The organism is Micromonospora sp. NPDC003241, assembly GCF_053589795.1.
Window position 1 is genome coordinate 1 of the sequence record NZ_JBSFSO010000070.1, and the last position, 24,917, is coordinate 24,917.

Below are 24,917 nucleotides of genomic sequence, written 5' to 3' on the forward strand. Positions count from 1 at the left end.
CCCCAACCCCCCCCCCGCCCCGCCTCGCCCCCGGGCCTGCGGTGTACGGCGGGGTCCCCTGCTATGCACGAGGCGATAGCAGGGGACCCCTCCTTACACGCACACCCCTCCCGCCGCCCGCCGCCGGTCCGCTGGCGACGGCGGCGAGGCGTTCGCCGGGCGTGGCGTCCGGGTGCCGTACGGTGGATCGATGACCGACTTGGTGGCGACCATCCGGCGGGTGTGCCTGGACCTGCCCGAGGTCACCGAACGCCCGAGCCACGGCACGCCGGCCTGGTTCATCCGAGGCAAGAAGTCCTTCGCCCAGGTGTGGCCGGACGGCCATCACCAGAACGACTTCCCGCACCTGTGGTGCGCCGCGCCACCGGGCTCGGCCGAGGAGCTGATCGCGTCCGCCCCGCAGACCTACTTCCGTCCGCCCTATGTGGGGCATCGGGGCTGGGTGGGCGTACGCCTCGACACCGGCGTGGACGAGACCGAACTCGCCGAGGTCGTCGAGGACGGGTACCGGGTGGTGGCACCCAAGACGCTGCTCGCCCAGCTCGACGCCCGCTGAGAGGCTCCGGCTCCACGCCCGTTGAGAGGCTCCGGCTCCACGCCCGTTGAGAGGCTCCGGCTCGACGCCCGTTGACCGGCACGACCGTGGGCCCGGCCGCCGGCCGGGCCCACGGTGCGTCGGCTCACTGGAACGACACGTCGTCCAGGTACAGGCCGTCGGTGCCGGCCGCCGTCTCGACGTAGAGGCGGGCGCCGGTGAGGCTGCCGCTCCACGACACCGTGGCGGTGCCGGTGAGCTGGGTCCAACCGTTCGCGTTCGCCGTCGCCGCCGGGGTGAGCTGCACGTAGTTCGTGGTGCCGTTGGCGGTCACCGCCAGGGTGGGGCGTACCGACGGGGTGCCGCTCTGCGACCGTACCCAGAGCGTCGTGGTGTACGTGCGGCCGTTGGTAAGCTTCGACGTCATGTCCTGGCTGGGACCGTTCCACGACGCGGTACGCCCCGAGTGCAGCAGCGACCGCGTGCCGCCTCGGACCACGCTGGTGTTCGACGCCAGCGTGCCGGCGCCGAAGACCGTCCAGCCGGTCGTGCCGCTCTCCATGTCGCCGTTGGTCACCAGGTTGCTGCTACCGGTGCCGCCGGTGAACCGCCAGTTGTTGAAGTTGAACAGGTTGCCGCTGCCGCCGGTGAAGCGCAGGTACAGGTCGCGGGTGCCGGTGGCGCCGCTGACGTTGCAGGTGGTGTTCGTCCAGTTCTGCCAGCCGCCGGTGCCGGGCACCGCACAGGTGCCGACCAGCGGGCCGGTGCTGCTGTCCAGCCGCAGCTCGATGTTGCCGCCGCTGGCCGCCGAGGCCACCCGCGCGGTGAAGGACGAGGCGCCGGTGCCGAAGGCGACGCCCTTGACCCGGATCCAGTCGCCGTTGCTGATGAAGGCCACGTTCATCCCGCCCTCACTGGAGGGCTCGGTCTCGATGCCGTTGGCCCAGTCGATGGTCTCGGCCTCCTGCGTGACGTACGGGTTGAGCGTGCCCACCTGAGGTGGCCCCGCGGTGGTCATGTTCATCGTCGGGATCGAGCCGTCGGCGTTGTAGCTGAACCGCTCCACCGCCACCGACCGGGTGAAGCCGCCACCGCCCGGCAGCGCGCCGTTGTGATAGAAGAAGTACGAGTTCCCGGCGAAGTCGATGATGCCGGGGTGGTTGGTGAAGCTGCTGCCCTGCCTCGGCATGACCGTGCCCCGATAGGTCCACGGTCCGGTCGGACCGGGCGCGGTGGAGTAGGCGATGAACTCCGAGCAGCACTCGGCGGCGAAGATGTTGTAGTAGACGCCGTTGCGCTTGTAGACCCACGGCCCCTCCTCATAGAGGGTGGGCCGGCTCGCGTTGCCGGTCCGGGTGCCGAAGCCCGCCGTGGTGAGCGGGATCTGCGTCGGGCTGCCGGAGAACGAGATCATGTCCGAGTTCAGCCGGACGTACCACAGGTTCGGGTTGCCCCAGTACAGGTACGCCTGACCGTTGTCGTCGATGAAGGCGTGCGGATCGATCTCACCGTTGCCGGTCAGCGGCCGGCCGAGCGCGTCGCGGAACGGCCCGGTCGGCGAGCTGGAGACGCCGACGCCGATCACCATCTGCCCGTTCGAGCGCTGCCGCACCGGCACATACCAGTAGAACTGGCCGTTGCGGGCGATGACGTGCCCGGCCCAGGCGTTGGCGTCGGCCCAGGCGAACGTGCCCAGGTTCATCGGGACGCCGTGGTCGGTCCAGTTCACCATGTCAGCCGAGGAGAAGACCCGCCACTCCCGCATGGTGAAGTAGGTCGAGCCGTCCTCGTCGCGTCCGGTGTAGAGGTAGACCCGGCCGTTGTGCACCAGCGGCGCCGGGTCGGCCGTGTAGACGTGTTGCACGAGCGGGTTGTCCGCCTTCGCCGGAGCGGCGAAGAAGGTCACCAACATCAACGGAATCGTCAGCCAGGCGATCCCACGTCTGGCTCTGACGCTGCGCGGCAGCGCGGACACGAAGCTCACAACGGACTCCTGTAGGGGTGGTGGCGCGCTCGCCGGACCAGCCGTACGGGGACGGGAACGGCGGGGACGAGCAGTGCCGGTCGACCGTGACCGAGGCGGTGTTAGCGACAACATCCACGCCTCGGCCGCCTGCCGGGAAGCCGCAGAGCGCGTGCTCACCATCACCACCGATGAGAACGCTAACATGTGAGCGATCACACAGACAAGGATGACCATCTATTCCTGGTCACGCCGGGGATGGGTCCGGCACGGCCTGGCGCCACGGCCGCCGAGGGGCCGCCGACCGGCACCCGTTACGGTGGCAGGCGTGTCGACGGCGGTGTGGGTGACGGTGTGGTCGAGCTGACCTGGCACGGTCACAGCACCGTGTGGATCGAGGACTCCGGCACCCGACTGCTCACCGATCCGCTGCTCCGCGACCGGCTCGCCCACCTGCGGCGACGACGCGGGCCCACCCCCCGGTTGACGGCCGCACCGGACGCCGTACTCGTCTCGCACCTGCACGCCGACCACCTGGACCTCGCGTCGCTGCGCCGGCTGCCCCCGGACACCCGGCTGGTGCTGCCGGCCGGGGCCGCGCCGCTGGTGCGGCGGGCCCTGGGCGCCACCGCCGACCGGTACACCGAGCTGACGCCCGGCGAGGCGACCACGGTCGGCGAGGTCACCGTCACGGCGGTGCCCGCCGCCCATCCCGCCGGGCGCGGCCCCTGGTCACGCCATCGGGCACCGGCCGTCGGCTACCTGGTCGAGGGCCGGGCGCGCACCTGGTTCGCCGGGGACACCGGCTTCTTCGCCGAGATGGACTCGCTCGGCCCACTCGACCTGGCGCTGATCCCGGTCGGCGGGTGGGGACCCACGCTCGGCCCGGGCCACCTCGACCCGCAGGGCGCGGCCGAGACGGCGCGGCGGGTGGCGGCGGCGTGGGCGGTGCCGATCCACTACGGCACCTTCTGGCCAGTGGGGTGCGACCGGGTCCGGCCGGACCGGTTCTTCGGGCCGGGCGACGACTTCGCCCGGTACGCGAAACGGATCTCCCCCGACACCCGGGTACGCGTCCTGCAGCCGGGTGAATCCCTCACCGTGCCCGGCACATGACGGCGACCCTCGGCACGCTGGCGTGGCTCACGCTGGTGGTGATGTTCGGCGCGGTCGTCCCGGTGGTGCCCACCGGTGCGGCGGTCAGCGGTGCCGCCGCCCTCGCCGCCCACCAGGACCCGGTGACCGTGCTCCTGGTCGTGCTCGCCGGGGCGCTCGGCGCGTACCTCGGCGACCTGGTGGTCTTCGCGGTGCTCGGCTGGGGCGGCGAACGCATCGCCCGGCGGCTGCGCTGGCTGCGTGGGCCACAGCGGCTGGACCGGCTGTCGGCGCGGGTCCGCGAGGGCGGCGTCCCGATGCTGCTGGTGTCCCGGCTCGTGCCCGGCGGCCGGTTGCCGGTGCTGCTGGCCGCGGCGATGGCCGGGATGACGTGGCGACGGTTCGCCGTGGCCAACCTGCCGGCCACCCTGCTCTGGTCGGTCGTCTACGCCATGATCGGCGTGCTCGGCCGGGCCATCTTCCCCGAGCCGTGGCAGAGCGTGCTCGCCGCGATCGTGCTGGTCCTGCTGGTCACTCAGGTGTTGAGCCGGCTGGGGCGACGCCGGCCCGAGCCGGTCCATCCACCGGCGACGCCATGACCGGTATCCGCCGTCCCGCCTCCCCCGGATCCGTCCCGGGCACCGCCGGACCGGGCCGCGTCGCCGGGGCCGCGCCGTCCACCGCCTCGGACCGGGTCGCCAGGTCGGACCCGTCGGCTGCGCCGGTCCCGTTCGCCGCATAGGGCCCGTCCGCCGCGTCGGGCCCGTCCGCCACGTCGGGGCCCTTCGCCGCGTCGGGGCCGTCCGCCGCGTCGGGGCCCTTCGCCGCGTCGGGGCCGTCCGCCGGGTCACCGGGCTCGTCGGGGCTGCGCAGGCCGAGCCGGAACAGCCAGTCGAGCAACTGGCGGTGCACCGCGTCCGGGCCGACCAGCTCGCCCTCCTGCGGCCAGTCGGCGGGATGCACGAGCAGCGCGTCGTTCTGCCAGCCGCCCAACCCGCCGTGGCTGCCGACCAGCTCCTCGAAGGCGGTCACCTCCTCCAGGCCGGGATCCACGGAACTGATCAGGACCAGGTCACCGACGTGGTCCATGCCCTGGTGCCGCAGCAGGTCGTGTCGGGCCCTCGGCCCGTACGGCAGCAGCGGGTCGTCGCCCTCGACGTGCCCGTCGCGCAGCCGGTGCGTGCCCGAGCGCCCCACCGCCAGCGCTCCGGCGGCCGAGTCGACGACGACCACCCCGACGCCGGGATGCGCGGCCAGGCCCGCCACCAGCCCCGGCGCCACCTCGTCGATCCGGTCACGGGTGAGCCGCCCCGGATGCCGGGTCAGATAGACCATCGCCAGGTTGCCGGAGGCCACCACCACGGTCTCCGGTTCGGTACGCCCCGACGCGGCGGCCCGCTCGTGCGCCCGGTCCGGCTCCGGCGACGGGTGGGGGCCACGCGCCGCCTCCGGCCGGGCCCGGACCGCCATCCGGGTCGCGGTGGCGGTCACCCCGCTGCGGCCGGACACCTCGCTGAGCAGCGCGTCCACCCGGGCGCGCTCCTCGGCGTTGCGGGTGGTCTCGTGCTCGCCACCGGCGAGCGCCGCGTCCCGACCCGGCCCGCGTGGGCGGCGGCGCGGCGCCGGCACGGGTTCGGCCGCACCCGGTGTCACCAGCCGGGACACCACCTGGGTCAGGGACTCGCCGTACCGCTGGCGGAACGTGGCGCCCTGGCTCTGGCCGTGGTCGCTGAGCACCACGATGTGGTAGCGCCGCCCCGCCTCGGCGGCCAGCCGTTGCAGGATGCCGAGCGTGTGATCGAGTGACTCCAGCGCGGCCATCGCCTCCGGCCGGGCCGGGCCGGCGTGGTGGGCCACCTCGTCGTAGTCGACGAAGTCGCAGAAGATGACCGGCGCGCCCCGGGCCATCTGCTCGGCGATCAGCGACACGTTGAGGTCGTTGTGCAGGCTGGCCAGCGGACGCAGCGCCAGGTACGAGCCGCCCCGGTCGGCCCGGGGCTGGACGCCGCGCACCCGTCGCCGCCGGGCGGCGTGCAGTTCCCGCAGCACCTGCCCGGCACCGAGCACCACCGTCCGGGCGAAGCCGTACGGGCTGGTCATGAACGCCGCGTAGCCGGCCGTGGAGCGGCCGGGCAGGCCGGCGCGGCTGACCGTCAACAGGGTGGTGGGGGCGTCGCCGGAGAAGGCGGTGCTGATGCTCACCCCACCGTCGCGCAGCAGCCCCCGGCCGGTGGACAGTCGCCGCTCGACCTCGGCCGCGTCGCGGGGACGGCTGGTCACCACGAGTCGCCCGGCCGGCGCGCTCCCGTCGGGGCCGGGCGGCGCCTTCTCGTACCAGCGGTAGGCCGGTACCCGACCGAACTCGCCGTGCAGCAGACCGGCCTGGGCGGCGGGGGTGGTGGCCGGCAGCCCGGTGTGCCAGCGGGTCATCCGGTGACTGCGCGACCGCAGCCAGCGGCCCATGGTGGGCAGGTTGCCGGCGCGCACCGCCCACTGCACGACCGGCGCGGCCACCCCGTCGAGCTGGACCACGAGCAGGCCCTCGGGTGGGGCGTCGCCGGCCGCGTCGCGCCGGGGCGGGCCGCTGCGACGCCAGCGCCTCCAGCGGGGGCCACCACGGTCGGTGGAGCGCCGGATCCGGCTCATCAGCCGCAGCATCTCGCTGACGAAGGTGTCGTCGGTGCCCGCGTCGGCGAGCCAGTTGACGGCGGCGGCCAGCGCCACGGCCAGCCAGGCGGCGGCGAACGCGACGGCGAACCCGGCGACGTGCGCCTCGGGGGCCAGTTGCAGCGCCACGTACATCACCACGGCCTGGACGCCCACGCCGATGGCCAGCGCACCGAGCCCACCGAGCGCGGTGGCCAGGGCCAGCAGCACCGGACGCAGCACCGCCCCGACGCCGGTGACCAGGGCGACCAGCCAGAGCAGCCCGACCAGGCCGCTGATGGTGACGCCGGGCAGCAGCCAGAACGTCGCGCTGAGCACCAGGAACGAGGTCGCCATGCTGCGCACCAGGGCGCGTACCCGGGCGAAGGTCGGCCGGTAGTCGCGCAGCACCCGCAGGGCGACCCGGACGGGTTCGGGCAGAGCGCGGCGCTCGGCATCCACCTGCGGTTCCATGCCGCCACCATGTCACACGGCACCAACAAGATCGAAAAGCCGGACCCGGGTTCCCGGACGGTGGAGCGGCCGTGCCGCGCGGGACGGTCAGGGGTCGAGACTGGTGGCGGTCTCCGGCGGCCCGGACAGGCCGGTGGTGACCCAGCGGCGCTGGGTGGCGTCCCACGACAGCAGCAACCAGCCGGGTCGGTACGGCGGCAGGTGCAGGTTCTCCAACCGCAGCGCCATCTCGGGCGTGACCCGTTCCGGCAGCCGCAGCACCACCCGCGCGCCGGGGGCGGTGAGCGTGACGGTGCCCTCGGCGCGGATCTCGTCCTGCACCTCGCGGCGGGCCCGGCGGGACAGCCTGTCCCGGATCATCTGGTAGACGTCCTCCCCCGCCTTCGTCGCCAGCGCCTGCACGAACGGCAGCAGGGCGGAGCCGGCCAGCGCACCGACGAGGAGTTCGGTGGCACCACGTTCGGTGTCGTAGCGGGGTTCGGTCACATCGACCATCGTGTCACGGACCGACGTGCAGGAAGGGTGCCCAGAGCGTGGGCCGGTGCGGTTGCGCGGCGCGCAGCGTACGCACCGCCTGGTGCAGGGCCGACGCGGCGTCGTCGACCCCGTCGAGCCGGGCGTAGAAGTCGGCCGCGACGCCGGGGGCGACGGCGTCGTCGATCGCCCAGGCGGTGCCGACCACGTGCCGGAACCCGGCGATGTGGCAGGCACCGGCGACGTGCAGGGCCTCGTCGTCCAGGTCCTCGTGCGAGACCCCGGTGTCGCACGCCGACAGGTAGGCGATCTCGGCACCGGTCAGCCTCAGCCGGGCGATGTCGGCGACGGTCAGCGGGGCGACGGCGTGGTCGTGCAGGACGAGGTGCCCGTCCGCGCTCCCGTCGGCGGCACTGACGGCGTGGCCGGCGAAGTGCAGCCACGGGTGCCGGGGCAGCGCGTCGAGCACGGACCGCCGGATCGCCCGCTCACCGAGGAGCACCCGGCTCGCCGGATACCGGGTGGTCAGCATCCGCACCTCGGCCGGCACGTTCGGCAGGTCGCCCAGTCCGGGCGTCTGTGGCAGGGCCACCACCAGCGGCGCGGCCGTCCGGGCCACCGGGCGGGACCGCCAGGCGGTGACCAGACTGCGCACCGTCGGCGCGTACGAGGAGACCACCCGGTCCAGCACGCCCGGTCCCTCCGCCGGTCCGGCGGCGTGCAGCGGAAGGCTGGTCAGCGGCCCGGTCGGCACCCACCACACCCGGGAGCCGGGCGGCGGGGCGAGCGCGTCGAGCACCGGTGCGGCGACGGTGTCCCAGAGCCAGACCAGCGTTGCGGCGACCGTGGCCCGGGCCTCCGCGCGGAGCTGGGCGGGCAGGCTAGGACTCGTACTGCGGGCGACGGCCGCGCGCAGCCGCCGAGCCCGGTCGACCACCTCGTCGAGGCTCAGCCGCAGCGGCACCACCCGGACCCGGCCCCCGGCGAGCACCAGGGCGTCGCACCGCAGCCCACTGATGTTGAGCACCACGACGGGACCGCGCCGGGCGATCTCGGCGAGCAGGTCGTCGACCGGGGGTGGACGCAGGAACCCGCCGAGACCGTCGACGCCCCGGATCTCGTCCAGCAGCGCGTCCCAGTCCCGGGCCAGCGCGTGCCGGTCCTCACCGGGCAGCGTCAGATCGTCGGGCCGGGAACTGAAGCCGATCCCTTCCGGTCGGTCGAACGCGCTCCGCAGGGCCTCGAAGCGGTCCGCCAGGTCGGCGCGCCGCCGCCGCAGCTCGGTCAGCTCGGTCCGGGTGTCCAGGGCGTGCCCGAGCAGCACCCCCCGGCCGTGTTCCAGCAGCCGCAGCGCGTCGAGCGGGTCACCGGCGGAGACGGCGCAGGCGGCGGCGTCCCGGGCCAGACCGACGAAGGCGCCCAGATGCCGCTCCCGGTCGGCGTGCGTGACCCGCCTCGGCGCGGTCCGGGGCAGCAGATCGACCGCGAGGTGGTACGCCTGCCGGGCTTCGGCGAGGTCGTGTCCCCGGCTGCTGGCGAGGACGGCGTTGGCCCACCGCCGGGCGGCCTCGACGCGTACGCGGACCGGTGCGGTCGGGTCCCGTGCGACCCGCCGCAGGATGGTGATCGCCTCCCGGTACGCCTTCGGCTCGCCGCTGACCGCCCAGACCGTCAACGCGGCGGCCTCGCTGAGCAGGGCGTCGGCGCGCAGGTAGTGCCCGTCCGGCACGGCCGCCGCCGCGTCCCGGGCGGCCCGGGCCATCCGGCGGGCCTCCCGAGGGCGGGGCACCTCGGCCGCGAGCCGGGTCACCTCCGCCCGCCGGATGTTGGCGAGCACGAGCATCCGTTCGGCCCGGTTGGGGTGCCCCTCGGGGGTGGCCCGCACGGCGTGCTCGGCGAGGCGGCCCGCCTCGGCCAGGTCGGCCGGGTGCCGCCCGGCGGCGTACCGGTCGACCAGCACGAGCGCGAGGTTCGACCCGAACCGCGCCCGCAGCGGGTGCCGGTCACCGGCCGCCACCACCGCCTCGCGGCCCCGCTCGACCGCCTCGTCCAGCAGGGCCCGCTCCCGGCCGTTCGTCGCGCGGTACCGCAGTCGCAGGATCTCGGCGAGGTTGGAGAGCATCCCGGCGAGGTCGTCACCGGGTCCGGCCACCGCCACCGCCTCGCGGGACACCTCGACCGCCTCGGCGAGGGCGGACGAGTCGTCGTAGCGCAGCGACAGGGCGAGCAGCCCGTCGGCGAGGTTGGTCAGCCGGCCCGCGCGACGCGGATTGGTGGGCACGGTCTCGGCCAGCGCCGCACGGGCCTGGGCCACCGACTCGACCAGGTCCGCCTCGACGCCGGTACGCCGCCAGCGCAGCCGCAGCACGCCACCGAGGTTGGCGTGGAAGGAGGGCGTGGCGGGGGTGCGCTCGTTCGGGTACATCGCCAGCGCGTCGCGGAACAGCCCGATCGCCGCGTCCAGGTCGGCCAGGTCACCGAAGCGTTCGTAGCGGGACCAGCGGGCCGTCCCGAGACCGTTGGCGGCGGTGCTGCGGATGTCGACGTTCCGGGCGACCTTGAGCACCTCGGTGAAGACGGCGAGGGCGAACTCCAGGTCCGGCAACGACCCGCCGCGCTCGTACGCGTCGTGGTGCGCCTCGGCCTGCCCGCAGGCGCTGACCAGCAGGTGGTACTGCGGTGTCCCCCAGGCGTCGGGGATGCCGGTCACCGGTCGGGCGGAGTGTCGGGCTCCGACGACAGCCGGCGTGCGAACGCCTCACCCAGTGGGTCGCCGATGCGGCGGAACCACTCGGCGGCCTCCTGGTTACGGCCCTGTCCCATCAGATAGAGGGCCAGGTTGGCCTTCCCGTCGGTGCTGCCGGCCTCGGCGGCCTTGCGGAACCACTCGGCGGCCTCGTCCGTCCGGCCGGCGAGCTTGAGGGTGATCCCGAGACGGTTCATGTCCTCCGGTGACCCGCCCTGGGCGGCCTGCCGGGCCGCCGTCTCGGTGGGCAGCGGGGTGACGGTGAAGCCCGGTCCGCCGGCACCCGCTGGTCGCGCCTCACCCGCCGGTCGTCGCGCACTCGACGGTGATGCCTTCCGCTTGCGCCAACGACCGAACATCGCGTACCCCCGGGACATCGACTGTCGTCCAGTCTGTCACCGCTCCCGCGCGCGACGCAGTCCCCGAGGAGGAAACCCGACACTCGCCGCGCCACGTCGCCGGGCCGGCCCGGTCGACGGCTCGTCACCGGGCGGCGGAGGCCACCGGACAGCGGCGGGTCACGGGGCAGCGGGGGTCATCGGCAGCGGCGGGTCAGCGGGCGGCTGCCTCGTCGAGGTCGGCGGCGAGCGACTCCGGCGCGCGCATCCGCCAGGCGTCGGTGACCAGCTCGGCGAGGCGATCCAGCCCCACCGCCACCAGGCGCAGCATGACCAGGGGCAGTCCGTCGTAGCCGGGGGTGGTGAAGAAGAGGTCGGGCTCGCCGAGCAGCAGGGCCTGCTTCTCGGCCTCGTCCCCGACGTAGAGCACGGCCACGTCGGTGCGGATCACGCGCGGCCTGCCGGGCAGCCGCTCGGGGTAGGACCAGACGAACCCCTTGTCGGCCACCCGGAAGTCGAAGCCGTCGCTGTCGTTCTCGACCACGTGCGGCAGCGCGAGCGCCAACCGACGGACGTCGTCCGCGTCAGCCATCGTCGTCCGCGTCAATCATCGTCGCCCGCGTCAGCCATTCCGGACCTCCTCCGCCCGCGTGGTCGCGGCACGGCGACAGGCTAGTCGCCGGGTCGGACATCCCGGCGGCTCGGCTCGGCCGATTCGCCCCACAAGCAGCTAAAAGCGCCGATAATCCCTCAGGTACGCCTGTCGACGACGGCACCGGGAGGGCGCAGATGGACCGAGACGACGGCGGCACCCCGCCCGCCCCGACTGGGCCGACCGGGCCGACCGCCACCGAGGCGGCCCTGACCGTCAACGGCACCGCTCACCACCTGCGGCTCGACGCCCGGGTCACGCTGCTCGACGCGCTCCGCGACGAGATCGGCCTGGTCGGCACCAAGAAGGGCTGTGACCAGGGCGCCTGCGGGGCGTGCACGGTGCTGGTGGACGGTCGGCGGGTGCTGTCCTGCCTGACCCTCGCGGCGCAGTGCGACGGCCGGGAGGTAACCACGGTCGAGGGACTCGCCGACGGCGGACGCCCGCACCCGATGCAGGAGGCGTTCGTCCGGCACGACGCCTTCCAGTGCGGTTTCTGCACCCCGGGACAGATCATGTCGGCCGTCGCGCTGCTGCGGGAGCGGCGGGCCGCCTCCGACGACGAGATCCGGGAGTTCATGAGCGGCAACCTGTGCCGCTGTGGCGCGTACCCGAACATCGTCGCCGCGATCCGCGAGGTCGCCGGCCAGGGGGTCGGTTGACCGTGCGCGAGTTCGAGTACCTGCGGCCGGAGGACGTCGGCGCGGCGGTGACGCTGGTGAGCGAGCGACCCGCCGCCCAGTACCTCGCCGGGGGCACCACCCAGGTCGACCTGATGCTCAAGGACGGCATCCTGGACCCGGACCGGGTCGTGGACATCACCCGGCTGCCGCTGCGCGGGGTGACCACCGACGGCCGGGCGCTGCGGGTCGGCGCGCTGACCACCATGGAGGAGATGGCCGCCGACCCGACGGTGGCGGTACGTCTGCCGCTGGTGCGGACCGCGCTGCTGGCCGGGGCGTCGACCCAGCTCCGCAACATGGCCACCATCGGCGGGAACCTGTTGCAGCGCACCCGCTGCCGCTACTTCCGCGACCCGACCGTGCCCGAGTGCAACAAGCGGCACCCTTCGTCCGGCTGCGCCGCGATCACCGGCGCCGGGGCCCGGATGCACGCCGTCCTCGGCGCCGGGGAGAGCTGCATCGCGCTGCACGCCTCCGACCTCTGCGTACCGCTGGTCGCGCTGGACGCCGTGGTGCACATCCGGGGCACCGACGGCGAACGGACGGTCCCGCTGACCGACTTCTATCTCCTGCCGGGCGAGCGACCGGACGTCGAGACCGTGCTGCGCCACGGCGACCTGATCACCGCGGTCGAGGTGCCGCTGCCGCCGGAGGCCGTACGCTCCGGCTACCTGAAGGTCCGCGACCGCGCCTCCTACGAGTTCGCGCTCGTCTCGGTCGCCGCCGCCGTCACCGTCACCGACGGCACGGTCACCGAGGCGCGGATCGGTCTCGGCGGCGTCGGCACCATCCCCTGGCGGGCCCGCGCGGCCGAACGCGTGCTCACCGGCGCGCCCGCGACGCCCGAGACCTACCGGGCCGCCGCCGAGGCGGAGCTGCGGGACGCGTTCACCGTGCCCGGCACCGCGTTCAAGCCCGAGCTGGCCCGGCGCACCGTCGTCCGCGCCCTGACCGACATCGTGGGTGACCTGCCATGACGATGACCGAACCGGTGACCGTGGTGGGTGCCGGCGTCGACCGGGTGGAGGGTCCGCGCAAGGTCGCGGGCGCGGCGGCGTACCCGTCCGACGTCAGCTACCCCGGCATGGCGTACGCGGCGCTGGTCCGCAGCACCGTCGCGCACGGGCGGATCGAGGCCCTCGACACCACCGCCGCCGAGGCGGTGCCCGGAGTCCTGGCGGTGATCACCCATCGCGACGCGGCACGGCTGGCCGCCGGACCCACCACGCCCATCGGGCCCACACCACCGCCGCCGATGCAGGACGACCTGATCCGGTACCACGGGCAGTACGTGGCCGTCGTGGTGGCGCAGACCCGGCAGCAGGCCGCCGCGGCGGCCCGCGCCGTCGCCGTCTCCTACCGCAGCGCCGAGCCGACGGCGGCCCTCGACGACACCGAGCTGCGCGACGACCCGTTCGGCACCGACGTCACCCGCGGCGACGCCGCCGCCGCGCTCGCCGCCGCCGACGTGGTGCACGAGGCGACCTACCGCACCGCGGAGAACACGAACAACCCGCTGGGCCTGTTCACCACGGTGGCGGTCTGGGAGGGCGACACGGTCACCGTGCACGACTCCACCCAGTGGACCTCGAACACCCGGGCCACCGTCGCCGCCGTGTTCGGGCTGCCGGAGGAGGCGGTACGGGTCTACGCGAAGTACGTCGGCGGCGGCTTCGGCGCGGGACTGCGGGTGTGGCCGCACGTGCTGCTGGCGGTGCTCGCCGCGCGTACGGTGGGGCGACCGGTGACGCTGACGCTCACCCGGCCGGAGATGTTCACCGGCGTCGGGCACCGGCCGGACACCGTCCAGCGGCTCCGGATCGGCGCCCGGCGCGACGGCACGATCGTCGCGATCGACCACGAGGCGACGCAGACCGTGGCGGTGGCCGACGAGAACACCGAGCCGGTCGCGGTGGCCGGCGCGACCGCGTACGCCTGCCCGAACGTGACCGCCCGCGACCGGCAGCGACGGCGACACATCCCCTGCCCGGGGTCGATGCGTGCGCCCGGCGAGGCGCAGGCGAACTTCGCCCTGGAATCGGCGCTCGACGAGCTCTCCTACCGGCTCGGGATGGACCCGCTGGAGCTGCGGCTGCGCAACGACGCCGAGGTCCACCCGGAGTCCGGGCTGCCGTGGTCGAGCAGGGCGCTGCGGGACTGCTACGCGGTCGGGGCACGGCGGTTCGGCTGGTCCCGCCGCGATCCCCGGGCCGGCGCGATGCGGGACGGCCGGTGGCGGGTCGGCTTCGGCGTGGCCGGGGTCAGCTACCCGTGGTGGCAGGTGCCCTGCCGGGCCCGCGCCACGGTCAGCCGGGACGGCACCGCCTTCGTCCGCAGCGCCGCCACCGACATCGGCACCGGGACGTACACGGTGATGCGACAGCTCTCCGCCGAACTGCTCGGGCTGCGGCTGGACCAGGTCCGCTTCGACCTCGGCGACTCGCAGATGCCCCCGGCGCCGCAGGCCGGCGGTTCCGGGCTGACCGGCGCCCTGGGCAACGCCGTGTACGCGGCCTGCCAGGCGCTGGTCCGCGCGGTGCTCGACCTGGTCACCACCGACACCCAGTCACCGCTGCACGGCTGCGCGATGGACGACGTGATGGTCAACGGCGGTCGGCTGCACCATCGGGCCGACGCGCGCCGGGGCGAGAGCTTCGCCGCGATCCTGGACCGGCACGGCCTCGACGAGCTGACCGCCGACGGCGCGAGCGCCCCGCCCGACCCGCAGCAGATCGGGATGGCCCCGGCCGGGGCGTTCGCGGCCAAGTTCGTCGAGGTGCACGTCGACCCGGACCTGGGACTCGTGCGGGTGCCCCGGGTGGTCTCCGTGGTCGACGGCGGGCGGATCCTCAACGAGAAGCTCGCCCGCAGCCAGATCGTCGGCGCCACCGTCGGCGGCATCGGGCAGGCGCTGCTGGAGGAGACCGTCACCGATCCGGACACCGGCCGCATCGCCAACGCCACCCTCGGCGACTACCTGATCCCGGTGAACGCCGACATCGGCGAGGTGGACGTGGTCTTCGTCGGCGGTCCGGACCGGGCCACCCCGATCGGCACCAAGGGCATCGGCGAGGTCGGCCTGCCGGGGATCGCCGCCGCGATCGCCAACGGCGTCTACCACGCCACCGGCACCCGGATCCGGTCGCTGCCGATCACCCTCGACCAGCTCCTCTGACCCGCCTCCTCCGCTGACCTGCCTCGCCGGACCCACCGCACCGGCCGGTACGACGACGGCGGGGGCGGGACCTCTCGGTCCCACCCCCGCCGGTCAGGCGCCTGCGCTCAGGAGGTGAACTTGTCCAGCGCCAGCTCGATGGCGCCGTTGTCCGGCTGGGCGTACGACTTCAGGGTCTCCCGGTTGTAGGAGATGAAGCTCGGGCAGCGCCCGGCCGGGGCGTTGATCCGACCGCCGTCGCCGAGCTTCTCGCCGGTCTGGGCGTTGTGGAAGGTCAGCGTGTAGCGGGACGAGATGTAGTCGACCGTGACCTGCTTGTCGTCGCGGTCCTTGTACTGGCACTTGCGCGGCTCGCCCTCGCTGCCCTGCACGAAGGTGAGGCAGCCGACGACCGAGACGGTCGCCCAGTCGGAGGTCCGGGCGTAGTACGGCTTGTTGAAGCCGACCGACTTGCTCAGCCAGGAACCGGGGCGGTCCGGGTTGTTGGCGAAGGTGTAGACCTTGGCGCCCTTGGCGGAGGTGTACGGCGCGGCGTTCAGCACCGGGTTGCCGTCGCAGACGGCGTTGAAGTCGCTGGAGTTGCGGGCCGTGACGGCGTTGTTGTTGCCGTTGCCGCCGTCGTTGTCCGGCTCGGCCGGCGTCGGCGAGGGCTCCGGGCCTTCGCCGCCCTCGGTGTCACCGCCCGGCGACGGGCTGCCGCTGGTGGCGACCTGCGAGGGCTCGTCGTCGTCGCCCAGCACGAAGTAGCCGATGGTGCTGCCACAGGCGACCAGCACCGCCATGACGGCGGCACCAATGCCCAGACCGAGCCAGACGCCCCGGTTACCGCCGGACTTCTGCGGCTGGACGGCGTAGGGCGGAGGAGGCGGGGGCGTGGGCGCGCCGTACGGCGACGACGGGTACCCGGGGGCACCGGAGCCGCTCGTGGGGTACCCGGGAGCACCGGGCCCGCTGGTGGGGTATCCCGGGGCACCGGGCCCGCTGGTCGGAGAACCCGGCGGCATCGGGTAGCCCGCCGGACTGCCGGACGGCATCGGCGGCGGACCGACCGGGGAACCGGGCGGGGTACCCCACGGGGCGGCGTTCGGGTCCGGCTGCCCTCCGTACGGAGAGTGGCTGTCGCTCATCTGAAACCCTTGTCAAGTCGAGAGGCTCACTACCGATGATCAGGATCAGGGTAGTGAGCAGCGCAAATCCTGGTGGCACACCTGTGCCACGGTCCCGTGGGGTGGACGCGCCACACTCCGGAAACACTCACTCTGGGTATCCACTGTGCTGCGGTACGCCGACCTTCGGCCTGGTGCCACCGAAAATCGAGCCATCCTAGGCACTCAGCGTGATCTTTGCCATACGACAAGCGGATGCAACGATCCGGCAACGATCCGGGATATCGACGAACTCCACATCGCTACTGAGCGTGCGTTCAGGAAAGGGTTCTCCGGGTCGAGCACCCGCCGAAAGTCCGCTCCGGCCCCGCACGGTCCGGGGTGGACGCACGCGGCGGTGTGGGCCGTGCCGCTGCCGGGTATCAGAGCAGCACACCGGCGACGAGGAGGACGACATGACCGAGCCCCGCTACACGCCGATCGCGTTCGCCGCGGCCGGCGATCTCGTACGCAACGACGGCGACCCGGAGGCCGGCGAGGTGGTCGGCGCGGACGACGCGGCGGCCGACGCGGCCCGGGCCGGCGCCGACATCGACCTGACCGGAGCGCAGCGGGACACCGACCCGACCCCGGTCGGCGCCGCCGACGCCGAGGCCGACCGGCGACGCGCCGCGGGCGAGCTCTGACGCAGCGCGCGACCGTGCACGGCGACGCCCCGGGAGACGCTCCCGGGGCGTCGCCGCGTCCGCATCGCTTCGATGGCGCTAAATGTTGCGCCGGTGTTTCCGACCATCGTAGGCTCCCGTGGGAGCGCTCCCGGGCCTCCGTCCTTTCTCGTCGGAGGGCCTACCCCACCACGCCCAGATTGCGACGGTTCCCATGAAGCATCCTCCGCGCCGCACCCGGCGCCTCCTGGTCGCGGCCGGCGCCGTCGGCGCGCTGACCCTCGGCATGCTGGCCGCCCTGCCCACGACCGCCGCGATGGCCGCTCCCGGCTGCTCGGTCGCCTACACGACGAACAGTTGGTCCGGCGGGTTCACCGCCAGCGTGACGATCACCAACGTCGGCGACGCGGTCAACGGCTGGACGCTCGGTTTCCGCTTCCCCGACGGCGGCCAGCGCCTCGCCGAGGGCTGGTCGGCCACCTGGAGCCAGAGCGGCAGCGAGGTCACCGCGCGGAGCCTGAGCTGGAACGGATCGCTGGCCACCCGCGCCAGCACCACCATCGGCTTCAACGGCACCTTCACCGGCGCGAATCCGGCGCCGACCTCGTTCACCCTCAACGGCACGGTCTGCACCGGCTCGACCACGCCCACCACACCGCCGCCCACCACTCCCCCGCCGACCACGCCGCCACCGACCACTCCGCCGCCCGGCGGGCAGACCCCGGTGGCGATCAACGGGCAGTTGCGGGTCTGCGGGGTCAACCTCTGCAACCAGTACGGCCGGCCGATCCAGTTGCGCGGCATGAGCAGCCACGGCCTCCAGTGGTTCGGCAACTGCTACAACGACGCCTCGTTGGACGCGCTCGCCACCGACTGGCGGGCCGACCTGTTCCGGATCGCCATGTACGTGCAGGAGGACGGGTACGAGACCGACCCGGCCGGCTTCACCAACCGGGTCAACGCCCTGGTCGAGGAGGCCACCGAGCGGGGCATGTACGCGATGATCGACTTCCACACGCTCACGCCCGGCGACCCGATGCACAACCTTCAGCGCGCCAAGACCTTCTTCGCGGCGGTGTCCGCGCGGCACGCGTCGAAGAACAACGTGATCTACGAGATCACCAACGAGCCCAACGGGGTGAGCTGGTCGACCATCAAGAACTACGCCGACCAGGTCATCCCGGTCATCCGCGCCAACGACCCGGACGCGGTGGTCATCGTGGGCACCCGGGGCTGGTCCTCGCTGGGCGTCTCGGAGGGCGCCAACCACACCGAGATCGTCAACAACCCGGTGAACGCGAGCAACGTCATGTACGCGTTCCACTTCTACGCCGCGTCGCACCGGGACAACTACCGGGCCGAGGTCGAGCGGGCCGCCGCCCGGCTGCCGTTGTTCGTCACCGAGTTCGGCACCGTGGACTACACCGGTGACGGCGCCGCCGACCTGGCCAGCAGCACCCAATGGCTGGACCTGCTCGACCGACTCAAGATCGGGTACGCCAACTGGACGTTCTCCGACAAGGCCGAGGGCAGCGCCGCGTTGCGGCCGGGCACCTGCAACGGCAGCAACTACACGGGTACGTCCGTGCTCACCACCTCGGGCGCGTTCATGCGCGAGCGCATCCGGACCCCGGACAACTTCCCGACGAGCTGACCCGACGGCGGCCCCGGCGCAGATCCGCCGGGGCCGCCGCTCACCGGGCGTTCCAGTAGCCCACCCCGGTCAACTGCTGGCGGCCCACGCCGAGTCCGCGCCGGATGTGCTTGACGATGCTGCGGGTGGCGGCCGCCTCGCAGGCCACCCAGTAGTAGCCGCCGTCGCTGGCCGGCATCCCGTCGCGGACGGTGTCGACCAGGTGCCGCCCGTCGTCGCGGCGCGGCACCCACACCACCTCGTGGTGCGCGCGGGCGCGGGCGGCCAACTCCTTCTCGTCCTCGTGGGCGTACTCGATCCAGACCGTCGCCGGGATGTCCCGCGCGCTGTCCAGCAGGCTGTTCACCGCCGGCAGCGAGGCCGCGTCCCCGACCAGATACAGGTGCCGGGGCGCCGGGTCGGGCAGGGCGAAACCGGTGCCGTGCACGGTGGCCTCGATGGTGTCGCCGGGCCGGGCCGCGCCGGCCCAGCGGGCGGCGACGCCGTCGTGCAGCGCGAACTCCAGATGGAAGCGGCCGGTCTCCGGGTCCGGGTCGACAAGCGTGTACGCGCGCTGGTGCGCCCGCCCGCCGTTGTCGAACCAGAGCCGGATCCACATCGTCGGGTGGACCTCGCACTCCTGGAGCAGCCCGCCACCGTCGACCAGCAGGCGCTGGTACCGCTCGTTCACCGGCGCGGAGTCCAGGACGGTCAGTCGGAAGTTCCGCCCTCCCATCGCCTTGAGGACCAGCGACTCCCAGTTCCGTTTCACCCGTGCCTCCTGCTACCGTCCGCAAAGTTAGGTTAGGTTAACCTAACTCGCCGATCTTGGCGAGGCACACCGGCGCGGGCTCTCCGACCGCACGACGTGGCCACCCACCCTGCCCATCCGAAGCGAGGCAGCATGTACCAGGAGAAGATCGCCGACCTCGGCACCCTCAGCCTGACCACGGTCGACCCGATGGTCGACGCGGAACTCCTGCACGGCTGGGTCACCCAGCCCCGCGCGGTGTTCTGGGGCATGGGTTCGCACACCCTCGACGAGGTACGCGAGATCTACGAGTTCGTCGACGCCCTGACCACCCATCACGCGTACCTGATCCGGCTCGACGACGTGCCGATCGGCCTCTTCCAGACGTACCAGCCGGCGGCCGACCCGGTCGGCGAGCGTTACCCGGTACGGCCCGGCGACATCGGGATGCACCTGCTGCTCGCCCCGCCGCCCGGCCTGCCCCGCGCGCTGGCCGGTCCGGTCGGCGCCGCCCTGGCCCGATTCCTGTTCCTCGACCCGACCCGGAACCGCATCGTCGTCGAGCCCGACGTCCGCAACGACGCGGCCCGACGCCGGCTGCTCGCCGAGGGGTTCACCCTGGCCGAGGAGATCGACATGCCGGACAAGCGCGCCCAGCTCGCCTTCCTCACCCGGGCCCGGTTCGAGGCGGACCGACCGGTGCCGACCTGGCACTGACCCGGCACACGACACCGCCCGGCCACCAGTGGGGAGCCTGGCGACCGGGCGGCCGTCGCGGGTGGACACCCGCTTCGTGGTGACGCCGACGGGGCGACGAGGATCAGCGGCTCACTCCTCGCCGCCGTCGTCGCCCTCGTCGTCACCGAAGGAATCGAAGACCTCCTCGGCGACCATGCCGCCGGCGAATCCGAGCGCCGCGCCGCCGACCACACCGGCAGCGACCGCGCCCATGCCCGGCCCGCGCCGCTCGTGGTGCTCCTCCTGGTAGTGCCCGTACGTGGGCTGCTGCGGCGGGTAGCCGACCGGCTGCCCATACCCGGGCTGACCGTAGCTCGGCTGCCCGTAGCCGGGCTGGCCGTAGCCGGGCTGGCCGTAGCCGGGCTGGCCATAGCCGGGCTGGCCGTAGCCGGGCTGGCCGTAGCCGGGCTGGCCGTAGCCGGGCTGGCCGTAGCCGGGCTGGCCGTAGCCCTGCGGGCCGGGTTGGGCGAAGCCCGCGCCGGGGTGCAGGGTGCGGTACTGGTCGAGCGCCTGGCGGAACCAGCCGTCGACTTCGGCGGCCCAGTCCCGCTGGTCGGCGTCGGCGTGCGCCACGCGGTAGCGGCCATAGGAGTCGTGCCCACCGGTGAACAGGCCACCGCGCCGGTCGAACTCCAGCACGATGTCGACGCCCTGCTCGTCGGCGAGGAAGGTCAGCTCGACCTCGTTGACCTCGTGGGCGTACTGCGGCGCGGCGAAGAACTCGATCTCCTGATAGAAGGGCAGCGTCTGGTGTGCCCCGGCGATCTGCCCGTGCTCCAGGTCGGCGCCCTTGAACTGGAATCCCAGCCGACCGAACGCCTCGAGGATCCGCTCCTGCACCGGCAGCGGGTGTACGAACACCGGGTCGAGGTCGCCCTTGTCGACCGCGCCACGGATGGCGACCTCGGTGCGCAGGCCCATGGTCATGCCGGGCAGCCGCTGGCCGTACACGTCGGTCACCGGGGTCTGCAACGGCATCGGGATCTGGAACGGCAGGACCAGGTGCTGTCCCTCGGCGAGGCGCAGCGCGCCCGCGACCGGCACCCGGTGGAACTCCACGGTCGCGTCGTGGTCGCCGTCCGCGCCGTCGACCTCGACCCGGGTGACCAGGCTCAGCACGACCTGGTCGATGTCCACGTCCTGGTTGCCGCCGGTCAGGTTGACCTGGCCGGTCAGCACCGAGCCGGGACGGGTGCCCGGGTCGGACAGGACCGTGTCGACGCTGGGCGCGCCGATCCCGAAGGCACCCAGCATCTTCTTGAACACCACGAGCTTCTCCCTCGACAGCAGGCGCGACCGTGGCACGGACGTGAAGCTTCTACGCCTCAGCCGTTGTGTCGCAACGGAATCGGCGCCGTCCATCATGGATCCCGTTGAGTCGGGAAGCTAGCACCGCTGGCTGAAAAGTAGCTGAGAGATATCACACTGTCACCATCAGTGAGAATCCCTCACGCGGTGCAGCCGCCGGTCGCCCTGGTCAGCCGCGTACCGGGCCGAGCAGCGAGTCGTCCGGACCGGCCGAACCGGCCGCGTACTCCTGCAACGGCACGCTCCCCGCCTTCCAGGCGGCCAGCACCGGCTCGACGATGCGCCAGCACTCCTCGGCCACGTCACCGCGCACCGACAGCGTCGGGTCGCCCTCGAACGCGCCGCGCAGCACCTCGCCGTACGCGGGCAGCTCGCCGGGGCCGAAGTCCGCCGTCAGGTGCACCTGGTCCAGGTCGAACGGGTTGCCGGGACCGTTGATGTTCAGGTTCAGCCCGAGACAGTCCGGCCCGAACCCGATCCGCAGCCGGTCCGGCTCCTCGTACCCGGTCAGGCCGTCCGGCACCCGGGCCGGCTGCTTGAAGGTGATGACGGCTTCCTTGCGTACCGCCGAGGTGGCCTTGCCGGAGCGCAGCCGGAACGGGACCCCGGCCCAGCGCCAGGTGTCCACCTCCAGCACCACCTCGGCGAGGGTCTCGGTGTTCCGGCTCGGGTCCACCCCCTCCTCGGCCGCGTAGGCCGGCAGGTGGCGGCCGTCGATGTCGCCCGCCGTGTACCGGGCCCGGCGGCTCGCCGCCACCGGGTCGTCCTGCCACAGCCGGACGGCCCGCAGCACCTGCGCCTTGCGCCCGCGCAGTTCCTTCGCGCTCAGCGTGGGCGGCGGCTCCATGCCGAGCAGGGCCAGCACCTGGAGCAGGTGGCTCTGCACCATGTCGACCAGTGCGCCCGCCCGGTCGTAGTAGCCGGCCCGGCCCTCCAACCCCAGGGTCTCGTCGAAGACGATGTCCACGCAGGCCACGTGGGTGTTGTTCAGCACCGGCTCGAAGATCCGGTTGGCGAAGCGCAGGCCGAGCAGGTTCAGCACGGTGGACTTGCCGAGGAAGTGGTCGATGCGGTGCACCTGGTCCTCGGGCACCAGGGTGGCCAGCAGCTCGTTGAGAGAGCGCGCCGAGATCCGGTCGACGCCGAAGGGCTTCTCCAACATCAGCCGGGTGCCCGGCGGTACGCCGATGCGGGCCAACGCGGCGGCCGACCGGGCGGTCACGAACGGCGGCAGCGCGAAGAAGATCACCACCGGGCCGGCACAGCCGCTGAGCAGTCCCCGCAGGTCCTCCTCGCGGGTCACGTCGGCGCTCACGTACCGGGTCTCGCGGAGCACCTCGGTCTCCACCGGCCCCTGCGCGTCGACGCTGGCGAACGAGTCGGCCACCCGGCGACGCCAGCGCTCGTCGTCCCAGTCGTCCATGCCGCTGCCGATCAGCCGCAGGTTCGGCACCGCGCCGCTGGCCAGCAACCGGCCCAGCCCGGGCAGCAGCAGCCGGCCGGTCAGATCACCGCTGGCGCCCAGCACCAGCAGCGTCTGCCGAGGGGTGGCGGAGGTCGCGGAGGCGGCTGCGGGAGTCTTCGGTGCCGACGTCGTCATGCCTCCACCTTGCCCTGTCCGCTCCGAGACCGGGCAGCGACCCCGCCGACGTCCGTCGCCCGTGCGCGCAGCGCATCGAGACCCGCGCGGATCGTGACCGGTCCGCCCGCGTCCGACCCGGTGCGGCGATCTTCGTGTGGCAGGCTGGTCCCATCCCGCCGGACGGACGACGCCGCCGGCGTGCCTACCCTGCGAGGAGACGATCGATCCGATGGCTGCGGACGTCACCACCACCGACGAGTGGCAGGCCCTGCGCAAGCACGCCGACGAGATCCGCGCGACGCACCTGCGGGACCTGTTCGCCGGTGATCCCGACCGGGGCGAGCGGTTGACCGTCGAGGTGGCCGATCTCTACGTCGACTACAGCAAGAACCTGGTCACCGACGAGACCCTGACCCTGCTGACCGCGCTGGCCGAGCGGGTCGGGCTCACCGGCCGCATCGCCGCGATGTTCGCCGGAGCACACATCAACGGCACCGAGGACCGGGCCGTCCTGCACACCGCGCTGCGGCTGCCCCGCGACGCCACGCTGACCGTGGACGGTCAGGACGTGGTGGCCGACGTACACGCCGTCCGGCAGCGGATGGCCGACTTCGCCGACCAGGTGCGGTCCGGCCAGTGGCGCGGGCACACCGGTGAGCGGATCCGCACCGTGGTCAACATCGGCATCGGCGGCTCCGACCTCGGACCGGTGATGGCGTACGAGGCGCTCAAGGCGTACCGCGACGCCGGCATCTCCTGCCGGTTCGTGTCGAACATCGACCCCACCGACATCCACGACACCACCGCCGACCTGGATCCGGCCAGCACGCTGTTCGTGATCGTCTCCAAGACCTTCTCCACCCAGGAGACCCTGGCCAACGCCCACCAGGCCCGACGCTGGCTGCTGGCCGGGCTCGACGCGGGCGACGAGGCGGTGGCCCGACACTTCGTCGCGGTCAGCACCAACGCCCAGCGGGTGGCGGACTTCGGCATCGACCCGGCCAACATGTTCGGCTTCTGGGACTGGGTCGGCGGGCGCTACTCGCTGCCGTCGGCGGTCGGCCTGTCGGTGATGCTCTCCATCGGCCCGGCGCGCTTCGACGAGATGCTGGCCGGCTACCACGCCATGGACGAGCACTTCCGCACCGCGCCACCGGCCCGCAACGCCCCGGTGCTGCTCGGCCTGCTGAACATCTGGTACGCCAACTTCCTCGGCGCGCAGACCCACGCGGTGCTGCCCTACTCGCAGTACCTGCACCGGTTCCCGGCCTACCTGCAACAGCTCACCATGGAGAGCAACGGCAAGTCGGTCCGCACCGACGGGCAGCCCGTGTCGTACGACACCGGGGAGATCTTCTGGGGCGAGCCGGGCACCAACGGCCAGCACGCCTTCTATCAGCTGCTGCACCAGGGCACCCGGCTGGTACCGGCCGACTTCATCGGGTTCAGCGAGCCCAACCACGAGATCGGCGACATGCACGACCTGTTCATGTCGAACTTCTTCGCCCAGACCGCCGCGCTGGCCTTCGGCCGCACCGCCGAGCAGGTCGCCGCCGAGGGCATCCCGGCCGAACTCGTACCGCACAAGGTGATGGCGGGTAACCACCCCACCACCTCGATCACGGCCCCCAGCCTCACCCCCGCCACGCTCGGCCAACTGGTCGCCCTCTACGAGCACATCGTCCTCACCGAGGGCGCGATCTGGGACATCAACCCCTTCGACCAGTGGGGCGTAGAACTGGGCAAGGTGATGGCCAACCAGCTCGCTCCCCTGCTGACCGGCGACGAGCCCGACCTGACCACCCTGGACAGCTCCACCGCCGCCCTCATCCGCCGCTACCGCACCCAACGCAACCGCCCCTGACGCCCCCCACCCCCACCCTGGCCTGCCTCGCCTCAACGCGTTGATCAAGGGCTTTTGGTCACGGCACCCACGCGCGCACGACCAAAACCCCTTGATCAATGCAACCGCAGCTGACAGCACGCGGGCACCCGGCACGGGGCACGCGCGGCACAGGCAGGCACCCCGGCACGGCACGGCACGCGCTCGCGTGCGCCGTCCGGCGCAAGATCCGCGCAACTTCATCGAAGTTGCTGCCTCCAAGGCAGCAACTTCACCGAAGTAGTTCCATCCTGAATCCGCTGGCCAGTAGGTCTTGACGGTGGGGTGGTGGTGGGTGTTTGAGCAGGTCCACGAAGAGGTGATCTTCGGGTTGATCGTTTGCCCAGTACCAGCGTGGCCTGCATGACATACAGGCGAGCCCTCGGCCAGGGTGTTCGGTCGTGACACACAAAAACCCGCCGGCCGAGGGCTCGCCGCTTGTCTACCAGTCCCGTCTACCGCTGTCCACGA

General features: G+C 72.9%; 20 protein-coding genes. 10 read left to right on the forward strand and 10 right to left on the reverse strand.

Going from position 1 to position 24,917, the window contains the following annotated elements; translation table 11 throughout:
- Nucleotides 1-190 precede the first annotated feature (190 nt).
- Nucleotides 191-556, forward strand: a complete 366-nt coding sequence (locus ACWDVW_RS31195; RefSeq protein ID WP_396748396.1) for an MmcQ/YjbR family DNA-binding protein — start codon at nt 191-193, stop codon at nt 554-556.
- 124 nt (nt 557-680) lie between these two features.
- Here ACWDVW_RS31195 and ACWDVW_RS31200 read toward each other — a convergent pair whose 3' ends face one another.
- The gene (locus ACWDVW_RS31200) at nt 681-2,447 is read right to left on the reverse strand and encodes a family 43 glycosylhydrolase (protein WP_449956162.1); all 1,767 of its coding nucleotides are present in this window, start codon (nt 2,445-2,447) and stop codon (nt 681-683) included.
- 405 nt (nt 2,448-2,852) lie between these two features.
- On the opposite strand from ACWDVW_RS31200, the gene ACWDVW_RS31205 reads away from it, so the two are divergent.
- Both ACWDVW_RS31205 and ACWDVW_RS31210 read left to right on the forward strand, forming a co-directional pair.
- Complete coding sequence (locus tag ACWDVW_RS31205) at nt 2,853-3,614, forward strand: MBL fold metallo-hydrolase (RefSeq protein WP_449956165.1); 762 nt, start codon at nt 2,853-2,855, stop codon at nt 3,612-3,614.
- A complete protein-coding gene (locus ACWDVW_RS31210) occupies nt 3,611-4,192 on the forward strand; it encodes a DedA family protein (protein WP_449956168.1) in 582 nt (193 codons plus the stop codon). The genes ACWDVW_RS31205 and ACWDVW_RS31210 overlap by 4 nt, the downstream gene beginning before the upstream one ends.
- Here the strand turns inward: ACWDVW_RS31210 and ACWDVW_RS31215 are convergent.
- From ACWDVW_RS31215 to ACWDVW_RS31235, 5 genes are all read right to left on the reverse strand, one after another.
- Nucleotides 4,125-6,713, reverse strand: a complete 2,589-nt coding sequence (locus ACWDVW_RS31215) for an alkaline phosphatase family protein (protein ID WP_449956171.1) — start codon at nt 6,711-6,713, stop codon at nt 4,125-4,127. The genes ACWDVW_RS31210 and ACWDVW_RS31215 overlap by 68 nt on opposite strands.
- A gap of 87 nt (nt 6,714-6,800) precedes the next feature.
- Nucleotides 6,801-7,199: a hypothetical protein gene (locus ACWDVW_RS31220; RefSeq protein ID WP_449956174.1), complete on the reverse strand. Its 399-nt coding sequence runs from the start codon at nt 7,197-7,199 to the stop codon at nt 6,801-6,803.
- Between the two features lie 13 nt (nt 7,200-7,212).
- On the reverse strand, nt 7,213-9,897 hold the full coding sequence (locus tag ACWDVW_RS31225) for a CHAT domain-containing protein (RefSeq protein WP_449956177.1): 2,685 nt from the start codon (nt 9,895-9,897) through the stop codon (nt 7,213-7,215).
- Entirely contained in the window at nt 9,894-10,310 is a 417-nt protein-coding gene (locus tag ACWDVW_RS31230; RefSeq protein WP_449956180.1) for a tetratricopeptide repeat protein, read from the reverse strand. Before ACWDVW_RS31230 ends, ACWDVW_RS31225 begins: the two co-directional genes overlap by 4 nt.
- A gap of 175 nt (nt 10,311-10,485) precedes the next feature.
- Entirely contained in the window at nt 10,486-10,863 is a 378-nt protein-coding gene (locus ACWDVW_RS31235; RefSeq protein WP_449956183.1) for an MmcQ/YjbR family DNA-binding protein, read from the reverse strand.
- A gap of 197 nt (nt 10,864-11,060) precedes the next feature.
- Here ACWDVW_RS31235 and ACWDVW_RS31240 point away from each other — a divergent pair, with 197 nt between their 5' ends.
- Genes ACWDVW_RS31240 through ACWDVW_RS31250 form a run of 3 tightly spaced genes read left to right on the forward strand, consistent with a single transcriptional unit; the run spans nt 11,061 to nt 14,781 of the window.
- On the forward strand, nt 11,061-11,585 hold the full coding sequence (locus ACWDVW_RS31240; protein WP_449956186.1) for a (2Fe-2S)-binding protein: 525 nt from the start codon (nt 11,061-11,063) through the stop codon (nt 11,583-11,585).
- Nucleotides 11,586-11,587: 2 nt separating this feature from the next.
- The gene (locus ACWDVW_RS31245; protein WP_449956209.1) at nt 11,588-12,583 is read left to right on the forward strand and encodes an FAD binding domain-containing protein; all 996 of its coding nucleotides are present in this window, start codon (nt 11,588-11,590) and stop codon (nt 12,581-12,583) included.
- The gene (locus ACWDVW_RS31250; protein ID WP_449956189.1) at nt 12,580-14,781 is read left to right on the forward strand and encodes a xanthine dehydrogenase family protein molybdopterin-binding subunit; all 2,202 of its coding nucleotides are present in this window, start codon (nt 12,580-12,582) and stop codon (nt 14,779-14,781) included. The genes ACWDVW_RS31245 and ACWDVW_RS31250 overlap by 4 nt, the downstream gene beginning before the upstream one ends.
- A gap of 107 nt (nt 14,782-14,888) precedes the next feature.
- Here the strand turns inward: ACWDVW_RS31250 and ACWDVW_RS31255 are convergent, their stop codons facing one another.
- Complete coding sequence (locus tag ACWDVW_RS31255) at nt 14,889-15,908, reverse strand: hypothetical protein (RefSeq protein WP_449956192.1); 1,020 nt, start codon at nt 15,906-15,908, stop codon at nt 14,889-14,891.
- A gap of 434 nt (nt 15,909-16,342) precedes the next feature.
- Here ACWDVW_RS31255 and ACWDVW_RS31260 point away from each other — a divergent pair, with 434 nt between their 5' ends.
- Together ACWDVW_RS31260 and ACWDVW_RS31265 are read left to right on the forward strand one after the other, a co-directional pair.
- Complete coding sequence (locus ACWDVW_RS31260; protein ID WP_396748376.1) at nt 16,343-16,573, forward strand: hypothetical protein; 231 nt, start codon at nt 16,343-16,345, stop codon at nt 16,571-16,573.
- Nucleotides 16,574-16,766: 193 nt separating this feature from the next.
- Entirely contained in the window at nt 16,767-18,206 is a 1,440-nt protein-coding gene (locus ACWDVW_RS31265) for a cellulase family glycosylhydrolase (RefSeq protein ID WP_449956195.1), read from the forward strand.
- Between the two features lie 40 nt (nt 18,207-18,246).
- On the opposite strand, the gene ACWDVW_RS31270 is transcribed toward ACWDVW_RS31265, so the two are convergent.
- Nucleotides 18,247-18,957 carry a siderophore-interacting protein gene (locus ACWDVW_RS31270; protein ID WP_449956198.1) on the reverse strand — a complete coding sequence of 237 codons (711 nt, stop codon included), beginning with the start codon at nt 18,955-18,957 and terminating at the stop codon, nt 18,247-18,249.
- A gap of 132 nt (nt 18,958-19,089) precedes the next feature.
- Here ACWDVW_RS31270 and ACWDVW_RS31275 point away from each other — a divergent pair, with 132 nt between their 5' ends.
- On the forward strand, nt 19,090-19,653 hold the full coding sequence (locus tag ACWDVW_RS31275) for a GNAT family N-acetyltransferase (protein ID WP_449956201.1): 564 nt from the start codon (nt 19,090-19,092) through the stop codon (nt 19,651-19,653).
- 111 nt (nt 19,654-19,764) lie between these two features.
- On the opposite strand, the gene ACWDVW_RS31280 is transcribed toward ACWDVW_RS31275, so the two are convergent.
- Together ACWDVW_RS31280 and ACWDVW_RS31285 are read right to left on the reverse strand one after the other, a co-directional pair.
- Nucleotides 19,765-20,943, reverse strand: coding sequence for a sporulation protein (locus ACWDVW_RS31280; protein ID WP_449956211.1), 1,179 nt, complete (start codon nt 20,941-20,943; stop codon nt 19,765-19,767).
- A gap of 208 nt (nt 20,944-21,151) precedes the next feature.
- Nucleotides 21,152-22,582, reverse strand: a complete 1,431-nt coding sequence (locus tag ACWDVW_RS31285; protein ID WP_449956204.1) for a glucose-6-phosphate dehydrogenase — start codon at nt 22,580-22,582, stop codon at nt 21,152-21,154.
- Between the two features lie 211 nt (nt 22,583-22,793).
- Between ACWDVW_RS31285 and pgi the strand changes: the two genes are divergently transcribed.
- Nucleotides 22,794-24,428 carry a glucose-6-phosphate isomerase gene (gene pgi, locus ACWDVW_RS31290; protein WP_449956206.1) on the forward strand — a complete coding sequence of 545 codons (1,635 nt, stop codon included), beginning with the start codon at nt 22,794-22,796 and terminating at the stop codon, nt 24,426-24,428.
- Nucleotides 24,429-24,917 lie beyond the last annotated feature (489 nt).